The 13,169-nt window shown below is 60.5% G+C and carries 14 protein-coding genes; 7 read left to right on the top strand and 7 right to left on the bottom strand.

The genetic code is table 11. The features are described 5' to 3' along the window. Window positions 1–21 precede the first annotated feature (21 nt). From PH605_RS06935 to PH605_RS06915, 5 genes are all read right to left on the bottom strand, one after another. Window positions 22–768: an electron transfer flavoprotein subunit beta/FixA family protein gene (locus PH605_RS06935; RefSeq protein ID WP_065657064.1), complete on the bottom strand. Its 747-nt coding sequence runs from the start codon at window positions 766–768 to the stop codon at window positions 22–24. Window positions 769–952: 184 nt separating this feature from the next. Continuing rightward, window positions 953–1,726 carry a rhomboid family intramembrane serine protease gene (locus PH605_RS06930; RefSeq protein ID WP_142844780.1) on the bottom strand — a complete coding sequence of 258 codons (774 nt, stop codon included), beginning with the start codon at window positions 1,724–1,726 and terminating at the stop codon, window positions 953–955. A 32-nt stretch (window positions 1,727–1,758) separates the two neighbouring features. Further along, window positions 1,759–2,337 carry a cob(I)yrinic acid a,c-diamide adenosyltransferase gene (locus PH605_RS06925; RefSeq protein ID WP_142844779.1) on the bottom strand — a complete coding sequence of 193 codons (579 nt, stop codon included), beginning with the start codon at window positions 2,335–2,337 and terminating at the stop codon, window positions 1,759–1,761. Window position 2,338: 1 nt separating this feature from the next. Then, complete coding sequence (locus PH605_RS06920) at window positions 2,339–2,536, bottom strand: twin transmembrane helix small protein (protein WP_065657065.1); 198 nt, start codon at window positions 2,534–2,536, stop codon at window positions 2,339–2,341. A 16-nt stretch (window positions 2,537–2,552) separates the two neighbouring features. Continuing rightward, window positions 2,553–3,386 carry an SDR family oxidoreductase gene (locus PH605_RS06915; RefSeq protein ID WP_078053342.1) on the bottom strand — a complete coding sequence of 278 codons (834 nt, stop codon included), beginning with the start codon at window positions 3,384–3,386 and terminating at the stop codon, window positions 2,553–2,555. Window positions 3,387–3,565: 179 nt separating this feature from the next. On the opposite strand from PH605_RS06915, the gene PH605_RS06910 reads away from it, so the two are divergent. Then, a complete protein-coding gene (locus PH605_RS06910) occupies window positions 3,566–4,483 on the top strand; it encodes a YihY/virulence factor BrkB family protein (RefSeq protein WP_142844778.1) in 918 nt (305 codons plus the stop codon). Here the strand turns inward: PH605_RS06910 and gluQRS are convergent. Further along, window positions 4,451–5,350 (bottom strand): tRNA glutamyl-Q(34) synthetase GluQRS, encoded by a 900-nt coding sequence (gene gluQRS, locus PH605_RS06905; protein ID WP_142844777.1) that lies wholly within the window; start codon window positions 5,348–5,350, stop codon window positions 4,451–4,453. The two genes, PH605_RS06910 and gluQRS, sit on opposite strands and share 33 nt — an antisense overlap. Before the next feature lie 39 nt (window positions 5,351–5,389). Here gluQRS and PH605_RS06900 point away from each other — a divergent pair, with 39 nt between their 5' ends. Further along, window positions 5,390–6,046: a DNA-3-methyladenine glycosylase family protein gene (locus PH605_RS06900; RefSeq protein WP_161987827.1), complete on the top strand. Its 657-nt coding sequence runs from the start codon at window positions 5,390–5,392 to the stop codon at window positions 6,044–6,046. Between the two features lie 5 nt (window positions 6,047–6,051). Here PH605_RS06900 and PH605_RS06895 read toward each other — a convergent pair whose 3' ends face one another. After that, window positions 6,052–7,470 carry a helix-turn-helix domain-containing protein gene (locus PH605_RS06895; RefSeq protein WP_142844775.1) on the bottom strand — a complete coding sequence of 473 codons (1,419 nt, stop codon included), beginning with the start codon at window positions 7,468–7,470 and terminating at the stop codon, window positions 6,052–6,054. Between the two features lie 118 nt (window positions 7,471–7,588). Here PH605_RS06895 and PH605_RS06890 point away from each other — a divergent pair, with 118 nt between their 5' ends. The 5 genes from PH605_RS06890 to PH605_RS06870 all read left to right on the top strand — a co-directional run bounded on the left by PH605_RS06890 (window position 7,589) and on the right by PH605_RS06870 (window position 13,047). Beyond that, window positions 7,589–9,121, top strand: coding sequence for an acyl-CoA carboxylase subunit beta (locus PH605_RS06890; RefSeq protein ID WP_142844774.1), 1,533 nt, complete (start codon window positions 7,589–7,591; stop codon window positions 9,119–9,121). Between the two features lie 102 nt (window positions 9,122–9,223). Continuing rightward, window positions 9,224–10,120 carry a glutathione-dependent disulfide-bond oxidoreductase gene (gene yghU, locus PH605_RS06885; RefSeq protein WP_078053346.1) on the top strand — a complete coding sequence of 299 codons (897 nt, stop codon included), beginning with the start codon at window positions 9,224–9,226 and terminating at the stop codon, window positions 10,118–10,120. A 103-nt stretch (window positions 10,121–10,223) separates the two neighbouring features. Continuing rightward, the gene (locus PH605_RS06880) at window positions 10,224–10,601 is read left to right on the top strand and encodes a hypothetical protein (protein WP_003520841.1); all 378 of its coding nucleotides are present in this window, start codon (window positions 10,224–10,226) and stop codon (window positions 10,599–10,601) included. Between the two features lie 36 nt (window positions 10,602–10,637). After that, a complete protein-coding gene (locus tag PH605_RS06875; RefSeq protein WP_142844773.1) occupies window positions 10,638–11,039 on the top strand; it encodes a hypothetical protein in 402 nt (133 codons plus the stop codon). Window positions 11,040–11,043: 4 nt separating this feature from the next. Beyond that, a complete protein-coding gene (locus PH605_RS06870) occupies window positions 11,044–13,047 on the top strand; it encodes an acetyl-CoA carboxylase biotin carboxylase subunit (protein WP_142844772.1) in 2,004 nt (667 codons plus the stop codon). The last annotated feature ends 122 nt before the right edge of the window (window positions 13,048–13,169 follow it).

Here is a 13,169-nt window from a genome sequence, read left to right as displayed (position 1 = left end):
ATATCTCCCTTTTCCGAAACCTTAGAGGACGCCGTCGGCTTTGAGCTTTTCGACCAGCTCGGCAACCGAGCCGACCTTGATGCCGGCCTTGCGGCCTGCCGGCTCCTCGGTCTTCAGCACCTTCAGGCGCGGTGAAACATCGACGCCGAAATCGGCCGGCGACTTTTTGTCGAGCGGCTTCTTCTTCGCCTTCATGATGTTCGGCAGCGATGCATAACGCGGCTCATTGAGACGAAGATCGGTGGTGACCACGGCGGGAAGCTTCAGCTCCACCGTCTGCAAACCGCCATCGACTTCACGGGTGACTGCGACCTTGCCATCTGCGGGCACGACCTTGGAGGCAAAGGTGCCCTGGCCCCAGCCGAGCAATGCGGCCAGCATCTGGCCGGTCTGGTTCGAATCGTCATCGATTGCCTGCTTGCCGACGATGACGAGGCCGGGCTGTTCGGCTTCCGCCACGCCCTTCAGAAGCTTGGCGACGGCGAGCGGCTCAACCGTTTCATCGGTCTCGATCAGGATGGCGCGGTCGGCGCCCATGGCGAGCGCGGTGCGCAGCGTTTCTTCCGCTTTGGCCGGGCCGATGGAGACGACCACAACCTCTTCGGCCTTGCCGGCTTCCTTCAGGCGCAGCGCCTCTTCCACCGAGATTTCGTCGAACGGGTTCATCGACATCTTCACATTGGCAAGCTCAACGCCAGAACCATCGGCTTTCACGCGGATCTTCACGTTGTAATCGACGACTCGTTTAACGGGGACAAGGATTTTCATCGGCGGCTTTCCTCAAACTCCTGTCCGCTTTGGCCAGTTGACCGCGCGGACCTCCAAAAACAGGTTGGCGACATGGATAAGCATTTTTCCCGCAATTACAACGGAGCAATCTTCATTATCACATGCACGTAAGGCATATCTTACGTTGACGTTCACGTAAATACTCTATCTCTTTCACAAGAGCTCATCTGCTCCCGTCATAGCCCCGTTCGATTTGCGACAACCCCGCCGTTTGCGACGGATTCTTGAACTGTGCCGCCCTCGGCGGAACAATGGTGCGGTCAAACAGGGGAACGCCTCGCCTGCGCATGAAGATCACCATGATTGCGCCCGCAATGATGCCACCCACATGCGCGCCCCAGGAAACGTTTTCCTCGAGCCCGAGCGCCAGCATCAGGAACTGCTGGCCGATCCACAGCGCCAGCGGAATGAAGGCGGGCAAAGGAAGCGGAATGCGCATGAAAACCAGCACCCAGACGCGCACCCTGGGATGCAACAGGAAATAGGCCGCGACAACGCCGGAAACCGCACCCGAAGCGCCGATCAGCGGCCCTTCGGAGGTGGGGGCGACGATACCGTGAAACAGCGCGCCGGCGATGGCGCAGACGATGTAGAAAATCAGGAAACGGAAATGGCCGAGCGCATCCTCGACATTGTCGCCGAAGACCCAGAGAAACAGCATGTTGCCGGCCAGATGCCAGAAATCGAGATGCAGGAAAGCATAGGTGACAACGGTCAGGTCATCGGGCACGACCTGCAGGGCGGGTTCCAGATAGGCGTAGTCGAACACCACTGCCGGAATGAAACCGAGGCCGAGGGCTGCGGCATTGGCCTGCGTGTCGCTGGCAAGCACCCCGGTAAACAGCCAGACCAGCACATTGACCACGATGAGGCCGATGGTGACATATTGCAGCCGGATATGTTTGAGGGAATTCGCATCGTGCAGCGGTATGAACATCGAACGCCCTTTGGTTGCGTCATTGAAACGCTTTAGCGGTTCTTGCCGGGAACCCACAATATATCGGCCTTGCCGGCATCATTGGCGAAGCGGGCGGCGACGAACAGGAAGTCGGACAGGCGGTTGGCATATTTCAGCGCCGCCGGGCTGACGATCTCATTCTCAGTAACGGAAAGTTCCACCATCAGTCTTTCCGCGCGCCGGCAGACGGTGCGCGCCATATGCAGGCTGGCCGCCGCAGCGCTGCCGCCCGGCAGCACGAAAGAGGTCAGCGGTTCAAGGGCGGCATTGAGATCGTCGATTTCGTTTTCCAGCCGCGTGACCTGGCTTTCGACGACGCGCAGCGGCTCATAGGAAAGCGGTTCGCCGCTGTCCGGCGTGGCGAGATCGGCGCCGAGATCGAAAAGATCGTTCTGAATGCGGAAAAGCATGGCATCCAGCTTTTCCATCCCGCCGGTATGAAGTCGCGCGACACCGATGGCCGAATTGGTCTCATCCACCGTGCCATAGGCCTCGACGCGAAGATCGTGTTTCAGGCGGCGCGGGCCGGAAACCAGCGCCGTGGTGCCCTTGTCGCCGGTACGAGTGTAGATCTTGTTCAGCTTCACCATGTCAGCGGCCACCGCCGGTGAGCCAGAGGGTGAACATGATCAGCACAATCGCCACGGCCTGCAAAAGCAGGCGAAGCTGCATCAGCTTGTTGGAGCGGTTGGCGTCCTGTCCCTTCAGCATGTTGAAGAGGCCGCGTATCAGCACGATGACGACGAGGCCCATGAAGATAAGGGCCAGAACGGTGGTGAAGCCGGACATGCGGTATTACTCCTCCTCAATCGAATCTGCGCAGCAGACGATAGAAAAGTCCGGCAGGCAAGAGCCGTTTCAGCACAAGCCCCTGTTTGGCCGGCACGGTAACGGGATAATGCGGTTTCGGCCTTTTGGCGGTCAGGGCATGTTTCAACACGGCATAAACGGCGTCCGGGCCGAGCTTGTGGCGGTTGACGGGGCCGGAACCATCCATGCGCGCCAGCTGGCGTTTATATTCCGCCGCATGGGCGGAATTTTCGAGATCGATGTGCTCGTTGATATGGGCAAGCGCCGTCGCGGTGAATTTCGAGGTGATCGGCCCCGGTTCGATCAGGCTGACATGGATGCCGCTGCCCTGAAGCTCCATGCGCAGCGTGACGCCCAGCCCCTCAAGGGCGAATTTCGAGGCGGTGTAAGCGCCGCGATAGCGATAAGGCACAAGGCCGAGGATGGAGGAGCAATTCACGATGCGCCCCGCACCCCGGGCGCGCATGAAGGGAATGACCCGCCGCGTGAGATCGTGCCAGCCGAAGACATTGGTTTCGAACTGCGCCCGCAGCGCCTCGACAGGCAAATCCTCCACCGCGCCCGGCTGGCCATAGGCGCCGTTGTTGAAAAGCGCATCGATGCGGCCGCCGGTCCGGGCTGCGACGGTGTCCACCAGCGCGGCAATCGTCTCCGGCTTGGTGTAATCCATGATCAGGGTCTCGATGCCCTGGTTTTCAAGCGCCGCCATGTCGGCGATGCGCCGCACGGTGGCGAAAACCCGCCAGCCGTCCCGGTGGAGCGCGCCGGCGCAATGGGCGCCGATGCCCGAGGAACATCCGGTAATGATGATGACGGGTTTTTCAGACATTTGCCGCTCCGGGAAACCGACTGTTGCTCTGGCCCGATTGCCCGGCCCGTTAAAATCCGTTCGCGCGAAATCCATGCCCTTCTGGAACCGAAAGGCCAGCTTGCGCGCTGTACAAAGCGAAGCTGATTTCCCATATTCGGCTCGAAGTTACAAATGAAATGCCGATGAATGGAGGTGACATGGTTGCCGCAGTGCGCCTGGCAGGCAAGGTTGCCTTCGATGCCTATTCCCATTTCGCCGAGGATGACGGCTGGGCGATGGCGAGCCATATGGCGCTGTCGATCCTGCTGGCCCTGTTTCCGTTCCTGATCTTCGGCACGGCTCTTGCCGGTTTTCTGGGGGCGGACCAGTTTTCCGAAACGGCAGTGCATCTGATTTTCGACACCTGGCCAGCGGCGATTGCCGGGCCGCTCGCGGCGCAGGTGCAGCAGGTGCTGACCATTCCGCGCGGCGGGCTGCTGACGATTTCGGTGCTGGCGGCGGCCTATTTTGCGTCCAATGGTGTCGAGGCGCTGCGCATTTCATTGAACCGCGCCTATCGTGTTACCGAAACGCGCTGGTGGTATGTCACCCGCCTGCTCAGCCTGTTTTATGTCCTGATCGCCGTCGTGGTCTTTGCCGGCATCAGCATCGTACTGGTCGCCGTGCCGGTCGCCACATCTTTTGCCGAGCAGCGGTTTCCGTGGCTGACGGATGTGCTGAACACCATCTCCAGCCTCGGTCTTTATGGCACCATCGTCGTGCTGACGGCGGGGCTGGTGGCGGCGCATCTGTGGCTTCCGGCCGGCAAGCGCCGCATCTGGGATGTCTGGCCGGGCATTCTCCTGACGATGATCTTCTGGGTCATCGGGGCCGCGATCTTCGCCTATTACCTCTCCACCTTCGCCAATTATGCCGCTACCTATGCCGGTCTCGCCTCAGTGATGGTGGTGCTGGTGTTTCTTTATATGGTCGGCGTCATCTTCATGCTGGGGGCTGAGGTGAATGCCGCGCTGATGAAATACAAGGTCCGCCAGATCATCCGCCGCAATATCGGTGGCAACGGCGCGCGCCGCGGGCAGGTACTAGACGAGACCGACAAGCCGGCGGATATCTGAGGGCGCAGCACCTTCCGAACGAAGGGCAGAAAGCCCGGTGCTGCCTTCGCTTTTCGAGAGCTTGCGCCCGTCCGCGCCCAGGATCAGCCGGTGATGGTGATAGGCCGGCTGCGGCAGGTTCAGCAGGTGTTGCAACAGCCGGTGAATGGCGGTGGCGTGATAGAGATCCATGCCGCGCACCACATGGGTGATGCCCTGCAACGCGTCATCCACCACAACGGAAAGATGATAGCTTGAAGGCGCGTCGGAGCGCGACAGCACCACATCGCCCCAAAGCGCTGGCAGGGCCTCGATCTGCCCCGTCTCGCCGTCGCCGCTCTCTTCCCAGAATAGAGGGATGCCGGCGGCGCGGATCGCCTTTTCCATGTCGAGCCGCCAGGCGTGCGGACGGCCGGAGGCGAGCAGCACATCCCGCTCCGCCCTTGGCCTCTCCCGGTCGATGGCCGGGTAAAGCGGCGCGCCATCGGGATCGCGGGGCCAGAGCCCGCCCTCCGCCTCGAAAGTACGAACGATCGCTCTGGTTTCTCCACGGCTTAGAAAAGCAGGGTAAGCAAGTCCTGCCTCGATCAGCCTGTCCAGCGCCACGCGGTACTCTTCGAAATGCTCCGATTGCCGCCGCACCGGTTTCTCCCAGTCGAGACCCAGCCAGCCAAGATCGTCATAGATCGCCTGTTCCAGCTCCGGGGTGCAGCGCGTCTGGTCGATATCCTCGATGCGAAGCAGAAAGCGGCCGCCATTGTCTCGCGCCATATCGTGGTTCAGGAAGGCGGAAAGCGCGTGGCCGAGATGCAGAAGGCCATTGGGGCTTGGCGCAAAACGGTAAACCGGTTTTTGACGGAAAGGCGAAGGCATGGTTTCTTCTGCCATGTTTTAAAGCACCCTACCAGCCGGCTGGCGGCATATGGAATGACGGACATGAAAATCATTACCGGGATGGACGACATCAGCGAAGGGCTGGAGCATCTCGCCCAACTCGATCCGGCTCTCGGCCTCGTCATCGGAAAAGCCGGCCCGCTGGAACTGCGCATTCATGAGCCCGGCTTTTCCGGCCTTGCCCATATCGTCGTCTCGCAGATGGTGTCGCGCGCCAGCGCCAATGCCATATGGGCGCGTATTTTTGCCGGCACCGGCGGCGCGGTCACGGCGGAAAATTATCTCGGCGCGTCGGCGGAATTGCGCGCCACTTTCGGCCTTTCGCGCGCCAAGGCGACGACACTGGAAGGACTGGCGCGCGCCGTCACGGAAGGGCAGATCGATCTTGACGGTGTGGTGCGCAAGGAGGGGCGTGTGGCCCTTTCCGAGCTTGTTGCGCTTCGCGGTATCGGCCCGTGGACGGCGGAGGTCTATCTGATGTTCTGCGGCGGGCATCCGGATATTTTTCCGGTTGGCGATGTGGCGCTGAGATCGGCGGTGGCTCATGCGCTTGCGCTGGAGGTGAGGCCGGAAGCGAAATGGCTGGCGGAGCGGGCGACAATCTGGTCGCCATGGCGGTCCGTGGCCGCGCGGCTTTTCTGGGGCTATTATGCCAACATCATGCGGCGCGCCATGGTGCCGCTGCCCTGAGCGGGTTAAAAATCGGCGATACTGTAGGGCAGGGCTCCGCGCGAGAGATGATCGAAATGCAGCTTCCGTTTCAGCGGCGGCACGGCGCGTTGCACGCAATCCACCCTCTCGCAGACCCGACAGGAAATGCCGATCGGTTTGAAGGAGGCCGCATTGCCGAGATCGAGCGTATCGGCATAAACGAAATTCTGCGCATGGGAAATTTCGCAGCCGAGAGCGATGGCATAACGCGGTCTTTCCGTATTGAAACCGGCGCCGGCCTTTTCGATCTGCGTGGCGATGGAAAGATAGCGCACGCCGTCCGGCGTTTCCGCCAATTGCCTCACGATCCTGTCGGAGCTTTCGAAAGCCTGATGGATATTCCACAGCGGACAGGCCGCGCCGAAACGGGCAAATTGCAGCCGCGTGGCGCTGTGGCGTTTGGTGATGTTGCCGGCGCGGTCGATCTTGGCGAAAAAGATCGGCACGCCCTTCATGCCCGGCCGTTGCAACGTGCTCAGCCGGTGGGCCACCTGCTCAAGGCTCGCGCCGAAACGCACGGCGAGAAGTTCGAGATCGTGGCGTAGCTCCTGCGCCGCCCGGTGAAATTGCCCATAGGGCAGGATGAGCGCTGCGGCGAAATAATTGTGCAGTCCGATACGACAGATTTCCGCAGCTTCCGCATTGCGGAAACCGGCGCCGGCCAGCACACTGTCCACCGTTGGGCCGGCGTGAAGCTGGGCGATCTGCAATGCAAGCTGAAAACAGCGGGTCGGCGCGGCCATGTAGGAGCTGAGGGCAAGGGTCTTGCCGGCAGGATCGAAGTGCCGGATCAGACCGCCTGCCGCCTCGGTTCGGGTGATATGGATGCCGTAACGGCTCTTCAGATGCGCCGCCAGAATGCCATAGGTCTCGCCGCCTTCAATCTCCAGTTCTTCCGCCAGCTCCTCGGCCAGAAGATCGATCTCGGCAACGTAATTGTCGACGAAGTGGAAGAAATCGCGCACCTCCTCATAGGGGGTTCTTTCCACCTGTGCGGTGCCCCGGCCCAGCCGGTCATCCAGCTGCACCAGCTGCTCGCTGTTCTGGCGATAGGCCTGATGGGCACGTAGCAGCGCATGGGCAAAACCCGGCGCGTTCTGGGCAATCAGCTTCAACTCCTGAAGCCCCGGTTCGTAATTCATGAACAGCGGGTCTTTCAGCGCCTCGCGCACGGCGGAAACCAGCCGGTCGCTTTCACCGGTCGCGAGTTCTGCCATGTCGAGCTGGAATTTTTCCACCAGCGTCACCAGAACGCTGGCCGAAACCGGGCGCTGGTTATTCTCGATCTGGTTCAGGTAACTCGCGGAAATGCCCAGCCGTTCGGCAAATTGCGCCTGCGTGGCGCGGGCGTTTTCGCGAAGGCCGCGAACCTTACGGCCGATAAAGAGTTTTTCCGTCGCCATGTTGCAACTTTGCAAAATTAAACATTGCAAATATTTATGGCACGCATACGCGCACGATCAAGGCTTCTTGGCGAATGTTTTCTGGGCTATTGATCGTGGCACAACGCATGGAGGAAACATGCCCGGCATTCTGGAGCAATTGGAAACGCGGCGCGCTGAGGCGCGGCTCGGCGGCGGCGTCAAGCGCATCGAGGCGCAGCATGGCAAGGGCAAGCTGACGGCGCGCGAGCGTATCGACGTGCTCCTGGATGAAGGTTCCTTCGAAGAGTATGACATGTACGTCACCCACCGGGCGGTGGATTTCGGCATGGCGGAGCAGAAGGTGGCGGGTGACGGTGTCGTGACCGGCTGGGGCACCATCAATGGCCGGCAGGTCTATGTGTTTTCGCAGGATTTCACCGTGCTTGGCGGTTCGCTCTCGGAAACCCATGCCCAGAAAATCTGCAAGATCATGGATATGGCGGTGCGCAACGGCGCGCCGGTGATCGGCCTCAACGACAGCGGCGGCGCGCGCATTCAGGAGGGCGTGGCCTCGCTCGGCGGTTATGCCGATGTGTTCAAGCGCAATGTCGTCGCCTCCGGCGTCGTGCCGCAAATCTCTGTCATCATGGGGCCTTGTGCGGGCGGTGCGGTTTATTCGCCGGCCATGACCGATTTCATCTTCATGGTGCGCGATACCTCCTACATGTTCGTGACCGGGCCGGATGTGGTCAAAACCGTGACCAACGAGATCGTTACGGCTGAGGAACTGGGCGGAGCCTCCACCCACACGAAAAAATCCTCCGTCGCCGACGGCGCTTATGAAAACGACATCGAAACGCTGGAACATGTGCGGCTGCTGTTCGATTTCCTGCCGCTCAACAACCGCGAAAAGCCGCCGGTGCGCCCGTTCCACGACGATCCGGCGCGGCTGGAAGCACGTCTCGATACGCTGATCCCTGATAGTTCCAACAAGCCCTATGACATGAAGGAACTGATCCACGCGCTGGCCGATGAGGGCGATTTCTTCGAGTTGCAGGAGGCCTTTGCCCGCAACATCATCACCGGTTTCATCCGTCTCGAAGGCCAGACGGTGGGCGTTGTCGCCAACCAGCCGATGGTGCTGGCCGGCTGCCTCGATATAGACAGTTCGCGCAAGGCGGCGCGTTTCGTGCGCTTCTGCGATGCCTTCAATATTCCGCTGCTGACGCTGGTGGATGTGCCGGGCTTCCTGCCGGGAACGGCGCAGGAATATGGCGGCGTCATCAAGCACGGCGCAAAACTTCTCTTCGCCTATTCGGAGGCGACGGTGCCGATGGTGACGCTGATCACCCGCAAGGCCTATGGCGGCGCTTATGACGTGATGGCCTCCAAACATATTGGTGCGGACGTGAATTACGCCTGGCCGACGGCGGAAATCGCCGTGATGGGCGCGAAGGGTGCGGCGGAAATTCTCTATCGTTCCGAGCTTGCCGATCCGGAAAAGATCGCCGCGCGCACGAAGGAATACGAAGAGCGTTTCGCCAACCCCTTTGTGGCGGCGGAGCGCGGTTTCATCGATGAGGTCATCATGCCGCATTCCTCACGCCGCCGCATCGCCCGCGCGTTTGCGTCGCTGCGTAACAAGAACGTGGAAACCCGCTGGAAGAAACACGACACCATTCCGCTCTGATCTGCTGCAGGGCTGGAAAAATGCTTCGGCCACCTTACTATATGTTTGTTCAGGCGCCCGGATGTCCGGATGTCCTCCCGAAACGCACAAGGACACATTTTCATGGCCGAAAATTCCTCCGCAGATAATTTCCCCGCCGGATATGAACCGCCCAAGGTCTGGACCTGGGAAAAGGGCAATGGCGGCCAGTTCGCCAATATCAACCGGCCTATCGCCGGCCCGACCCACGAAAAGGAACTTCCCGTCGGCAAGCATCCACTGCAGCTTTATTCGCTGGCGACGCCGAATGGCCAGAAGGTCACCATCATGCTGGAAGAATTGCTGGCTGCCGGCCACAAGGGCGCAGACTATGATGCCTGGCTGATCAAGATCGGCGAAGGCGACCAGTTCGGTTCCGGTTTCGTCGGCGTCAATCCGAATTCCAAGATTCCGGCGCTGATGGATCATTCGACGCCTGAGCCGACGCGCGTTTTCGAAAGCGGCTCCATTCTCGTTTACCTCGCGGAAAAATTCGGCGCCTTCCTGCCGAAAGAGGGCAATGCCCGCACGCAGGCGCTGAACTGGCTGTTCTGGCAGATGGGCTCCGCCCCCTTCCTCGGCGGCGGTTTCGGCCATTTTTATGCCTATGCGCCGGTGAAGATCAAATACGCCATCGACCGCTACGCCATGGAAGTCAAACGCCAGCTCGACGTGCTGGACCGGCATCTGGCCGAGAACCGCTACCTGGCGGGTTCGGAATATACGATCGCCGACATGGCCGTCTGGCCGTGGTACGGCAAGATCGCGCTCGGTCAGGCCTATGGCGATGCCGGTGCTTTCCTTGAGGCGGACGGTTACAAAAACGTCATGCGCTGGACGCTCGAAATCGGCGAACGCCCGGCGGTCAAGCGTGGCGTGATCGTCAACAAGACCTCGGGCGATCCGTCCGAACAATTGCATGAACGCCACGATGCCTCCGACTTCGAGACGAAGACGCAGGACAAGATCGGCAGGGCGTAACGAAAGATTAGAGCGCCAAAAGCGCTCTAACTATTTGAATTGGCGCATTTCCGGACGTAAAAGCAAGGCAGCTTTCACTGGAAATGTTCTGGAAGGACAAAAGATGGCGAACCTGCCCGAAATGACCAAACACAAGGGATTTCCCTCCGGCATGCCGAGCACGGGTGTCCAGTTCACCATCCGCCGCGCCAACCCCAAAGGGGTAACGCCTATCAAGATGATACCCCGCCGGGCGCGCAACGACACCAAGGAGCATCGCATCGATGCCGCCTTCCTGCATTCGCTCTGGCACCATTTCGGTGCCGAGCCCTTCGAGCGCGGCAATCTCGACGCCGCCCGCCTCAACCTGCTCTTCGGCCGCGAGGTGGTGCCGGCGGAGAAGAATTTCGATCCGCTTTCCTATCAGGCGATGCTGGTGATTGACGAGCGCGTCGCGCGGCAGAACTTCCCGGAATCCTTCGAGAATTTCTTCGAAATTTGAGGGCAGGCGGCGACATTTTTCCTGAGGGGGAGGAGCATGATTGTCGACATACTTCATATGGACCTGCAATGGCTGCGACGCTGGCTGGAACAACGTCGTGGTGGCAACGCAGGCAGGGCATCCGGCGGTCGTGATCCGAAACCAAAGATGACGCCGGAAGCCGCCCGGCTCGATCATCGGCAGATGTTGCGTTTCATGGCGCTCAATGCGGCAGTTGGCGTGCTGATCGGCGTCTGCGTCGGTGCAGGGCTGATCTTTCTCGACATTGGCGGTTTGGGCGCGCGCATCGGCCGCGCCGCAAATCCGGTCGTGCCCGTGCTGCTGGTCGTCATGCCCATTGCATCCCTGTTCGGCGCGGCCGCCACCGCCTCGGCAATCCTGATGATGCCCTATGAAAAGAAATTCCGCGACGACGATGACGATGCGAGGGGAGAATAACCGCATGATCAAGAAAATCCTCATCGCCAATCGCGGCGAGATTGCCTGCCGGGTCATCAAGACGGCAAGCAAGATGGGCATCGCCACTGTCGCGGTTTATTCGGATGCGGATGCCAATGCGCTGCATGTGAGACAAGCGGATGAGGCCGTTCATATCGGCCCGGCCCCCTCGTCGCAGTCCTATATCGTCATCGACAGGATTCTCGAGGCAATCGCGAAGACCGGGGCGGATGCTGTTCATCCCGGCTACGGTTTCCTTTCGGAAAATGCTGCCTTTGCCGAGGCGCTGGAAAAGGCGGGTGTCGTCTTCATCGGTCCGCCTGTTGGCGCCATCAAGGCCATGGGTGACAAGATCACTTCCAAGAAACTGGCCGCGGAAGCGGGTGTTTCCACCGTCCCCGGCCATATGGGGCTGATCGAAGATGCGGATGAGGCGGTGAGGATCGCCTCGCAGATCGGTTATCCCGTCATGATCAAGGCCTCTGCCGGCGGCGGTGGCAAGGGTATGCGCATCGCCTTTAACGATGCCGAGGCGCGCGAGGGTTTCCAGTCCTCGAAAAACGAGGCGAAATCCTCCTTTGGCGATGATCGTATCTTCATCGAAAAATTCGTCACCCAGCCGCGCCATATTGAAATTCAGGTGCTGGGCGACAAGCACGGCAACACACTTTATCTGGGTGAGCGAGAATGCTCGATCCAGCGCCGTAACCAGAAAGTCATCGAGGAAGCCCCATCGCCCTTTCTGGACGAAGCGACCCGCAAAGCCATGGGCGAGCAGGCCGTGGCGCTGGCGAGAGCCGTCGGTTACCATTCGGCCGGCACGGTGGAATTCATCGTCGATGGCGAGAGGAATTTCTACTTTCTGGAAATGAACACCCGCCTGCAGGTGGAGCATCCGGTAACGGAACTCATCACCGGCATCGATCTGGTCGAACAGATGATCCGTGTGGCATCAGGTGAAAAGCTCTCCTTCGGACAGGCGGATGTGAAACTGAACGGCTGGGCGATTGAAAGCCGGCTTTATGCCGAAGACCCCTATCGCAACTTCCTGCCCTCCATCGGCCGGCTGACGCGTTATCGCCCGCCGCAGGAGGGTGCGCAGGAGAACGGCACCGTCATCCGCAACGATACCGGCGTTTTCGAAGGCGGCGAAATCTCGATGTATTACGATCCGATGATCGCCAAGCTGTGCACCTGGGGCAAGGATCGCGGGGCCGCCATCGACGCCATGGGGCAGGCGCTGGATCGTTTCGAGGTGGAGGGCATCGGCCATAATCTGCCCTTCCTGTCGGCTGTCATGCAGCATGAGCGTTTCCGCGCCGGCCGCCTGACGACGGGTTTTATCGCGGAAGAGTTTCCGGAAGGGTTTTCCGGCGTTGAACCGGATGAGGCCACGGCGCGCCAGCTTTCCGCCATCGCCGCCATCATCCATCAGCGGCTACAGCGCCGCGCAGTCGAAATTTCCGGCACCATCGGCAATCACCGCCGCATCGTCGGTCAGGACTGGGTGGTATCGTTTGGCGCATCCCGTCACAGGGTCAGCGTTGAAACCGGCACGGATGGTACGGCTGTCCGTTTTAAAGACGGGGCGGCGCTCACCGTCGATACCGGCTGGCTTCCCGGCCAGAGCCTCGGCCTCTTCACGGTCGCGGGTGAGGTTATCGCCGCCAAGGTCGATCTTGCAGGTGCTGCGATCCGCCTGCGCTGGCGCGGCATGGATATTCGTGCCCATGTGCGCAGCCCGCGTGTGGCGGAACTGGCGTTGCTGATGCCGGAAAAATTGCCGCCGGATACATCGAAACTGCTGCTTTGCCCCATGCCGGGCGTCATCACCGGCATTTCGGTGGGTGAGGGCGATGAGGTGGAGGCCGGGCAGGCGCTGGCGACGGTGGAGGCCATGAAGATGGAAAACATCCTTCGCGCGGAAAAACGCGGCCGCGTTGCCAGAGTGGCAGCAAAACCGGGCGACAGCCTCGCGGTGGATGAAGTCATCCTCGAATTCGAGTGATGCCGCCGCCGTTTTTCCGGAACGCATGTGGGCCGGAGCGGTTTACGGTGTCGGACCTGCGGGCGGATCGTTCGATTTTCGTCACGATCACCGGCCACAGTGCTAAAATGAAATGCAGAAGG

Source organism: Agrobacterium sp. CFBP 3001, assembly GCF_027871605.1.
GTDB classification, from domain to species: domain Bacteria; phylum Pseudomonadota; class Alphaproteobacteria; order Rhizobiales; family Rhizobiaceae; genus Agrobacterium; species Agrobacterium leguminum.
The sequence above is the reverse complement of the archived record's forward strand: the minus strand, read 5'-3'. Positions and strand labels throughout refer to the sequence as shown.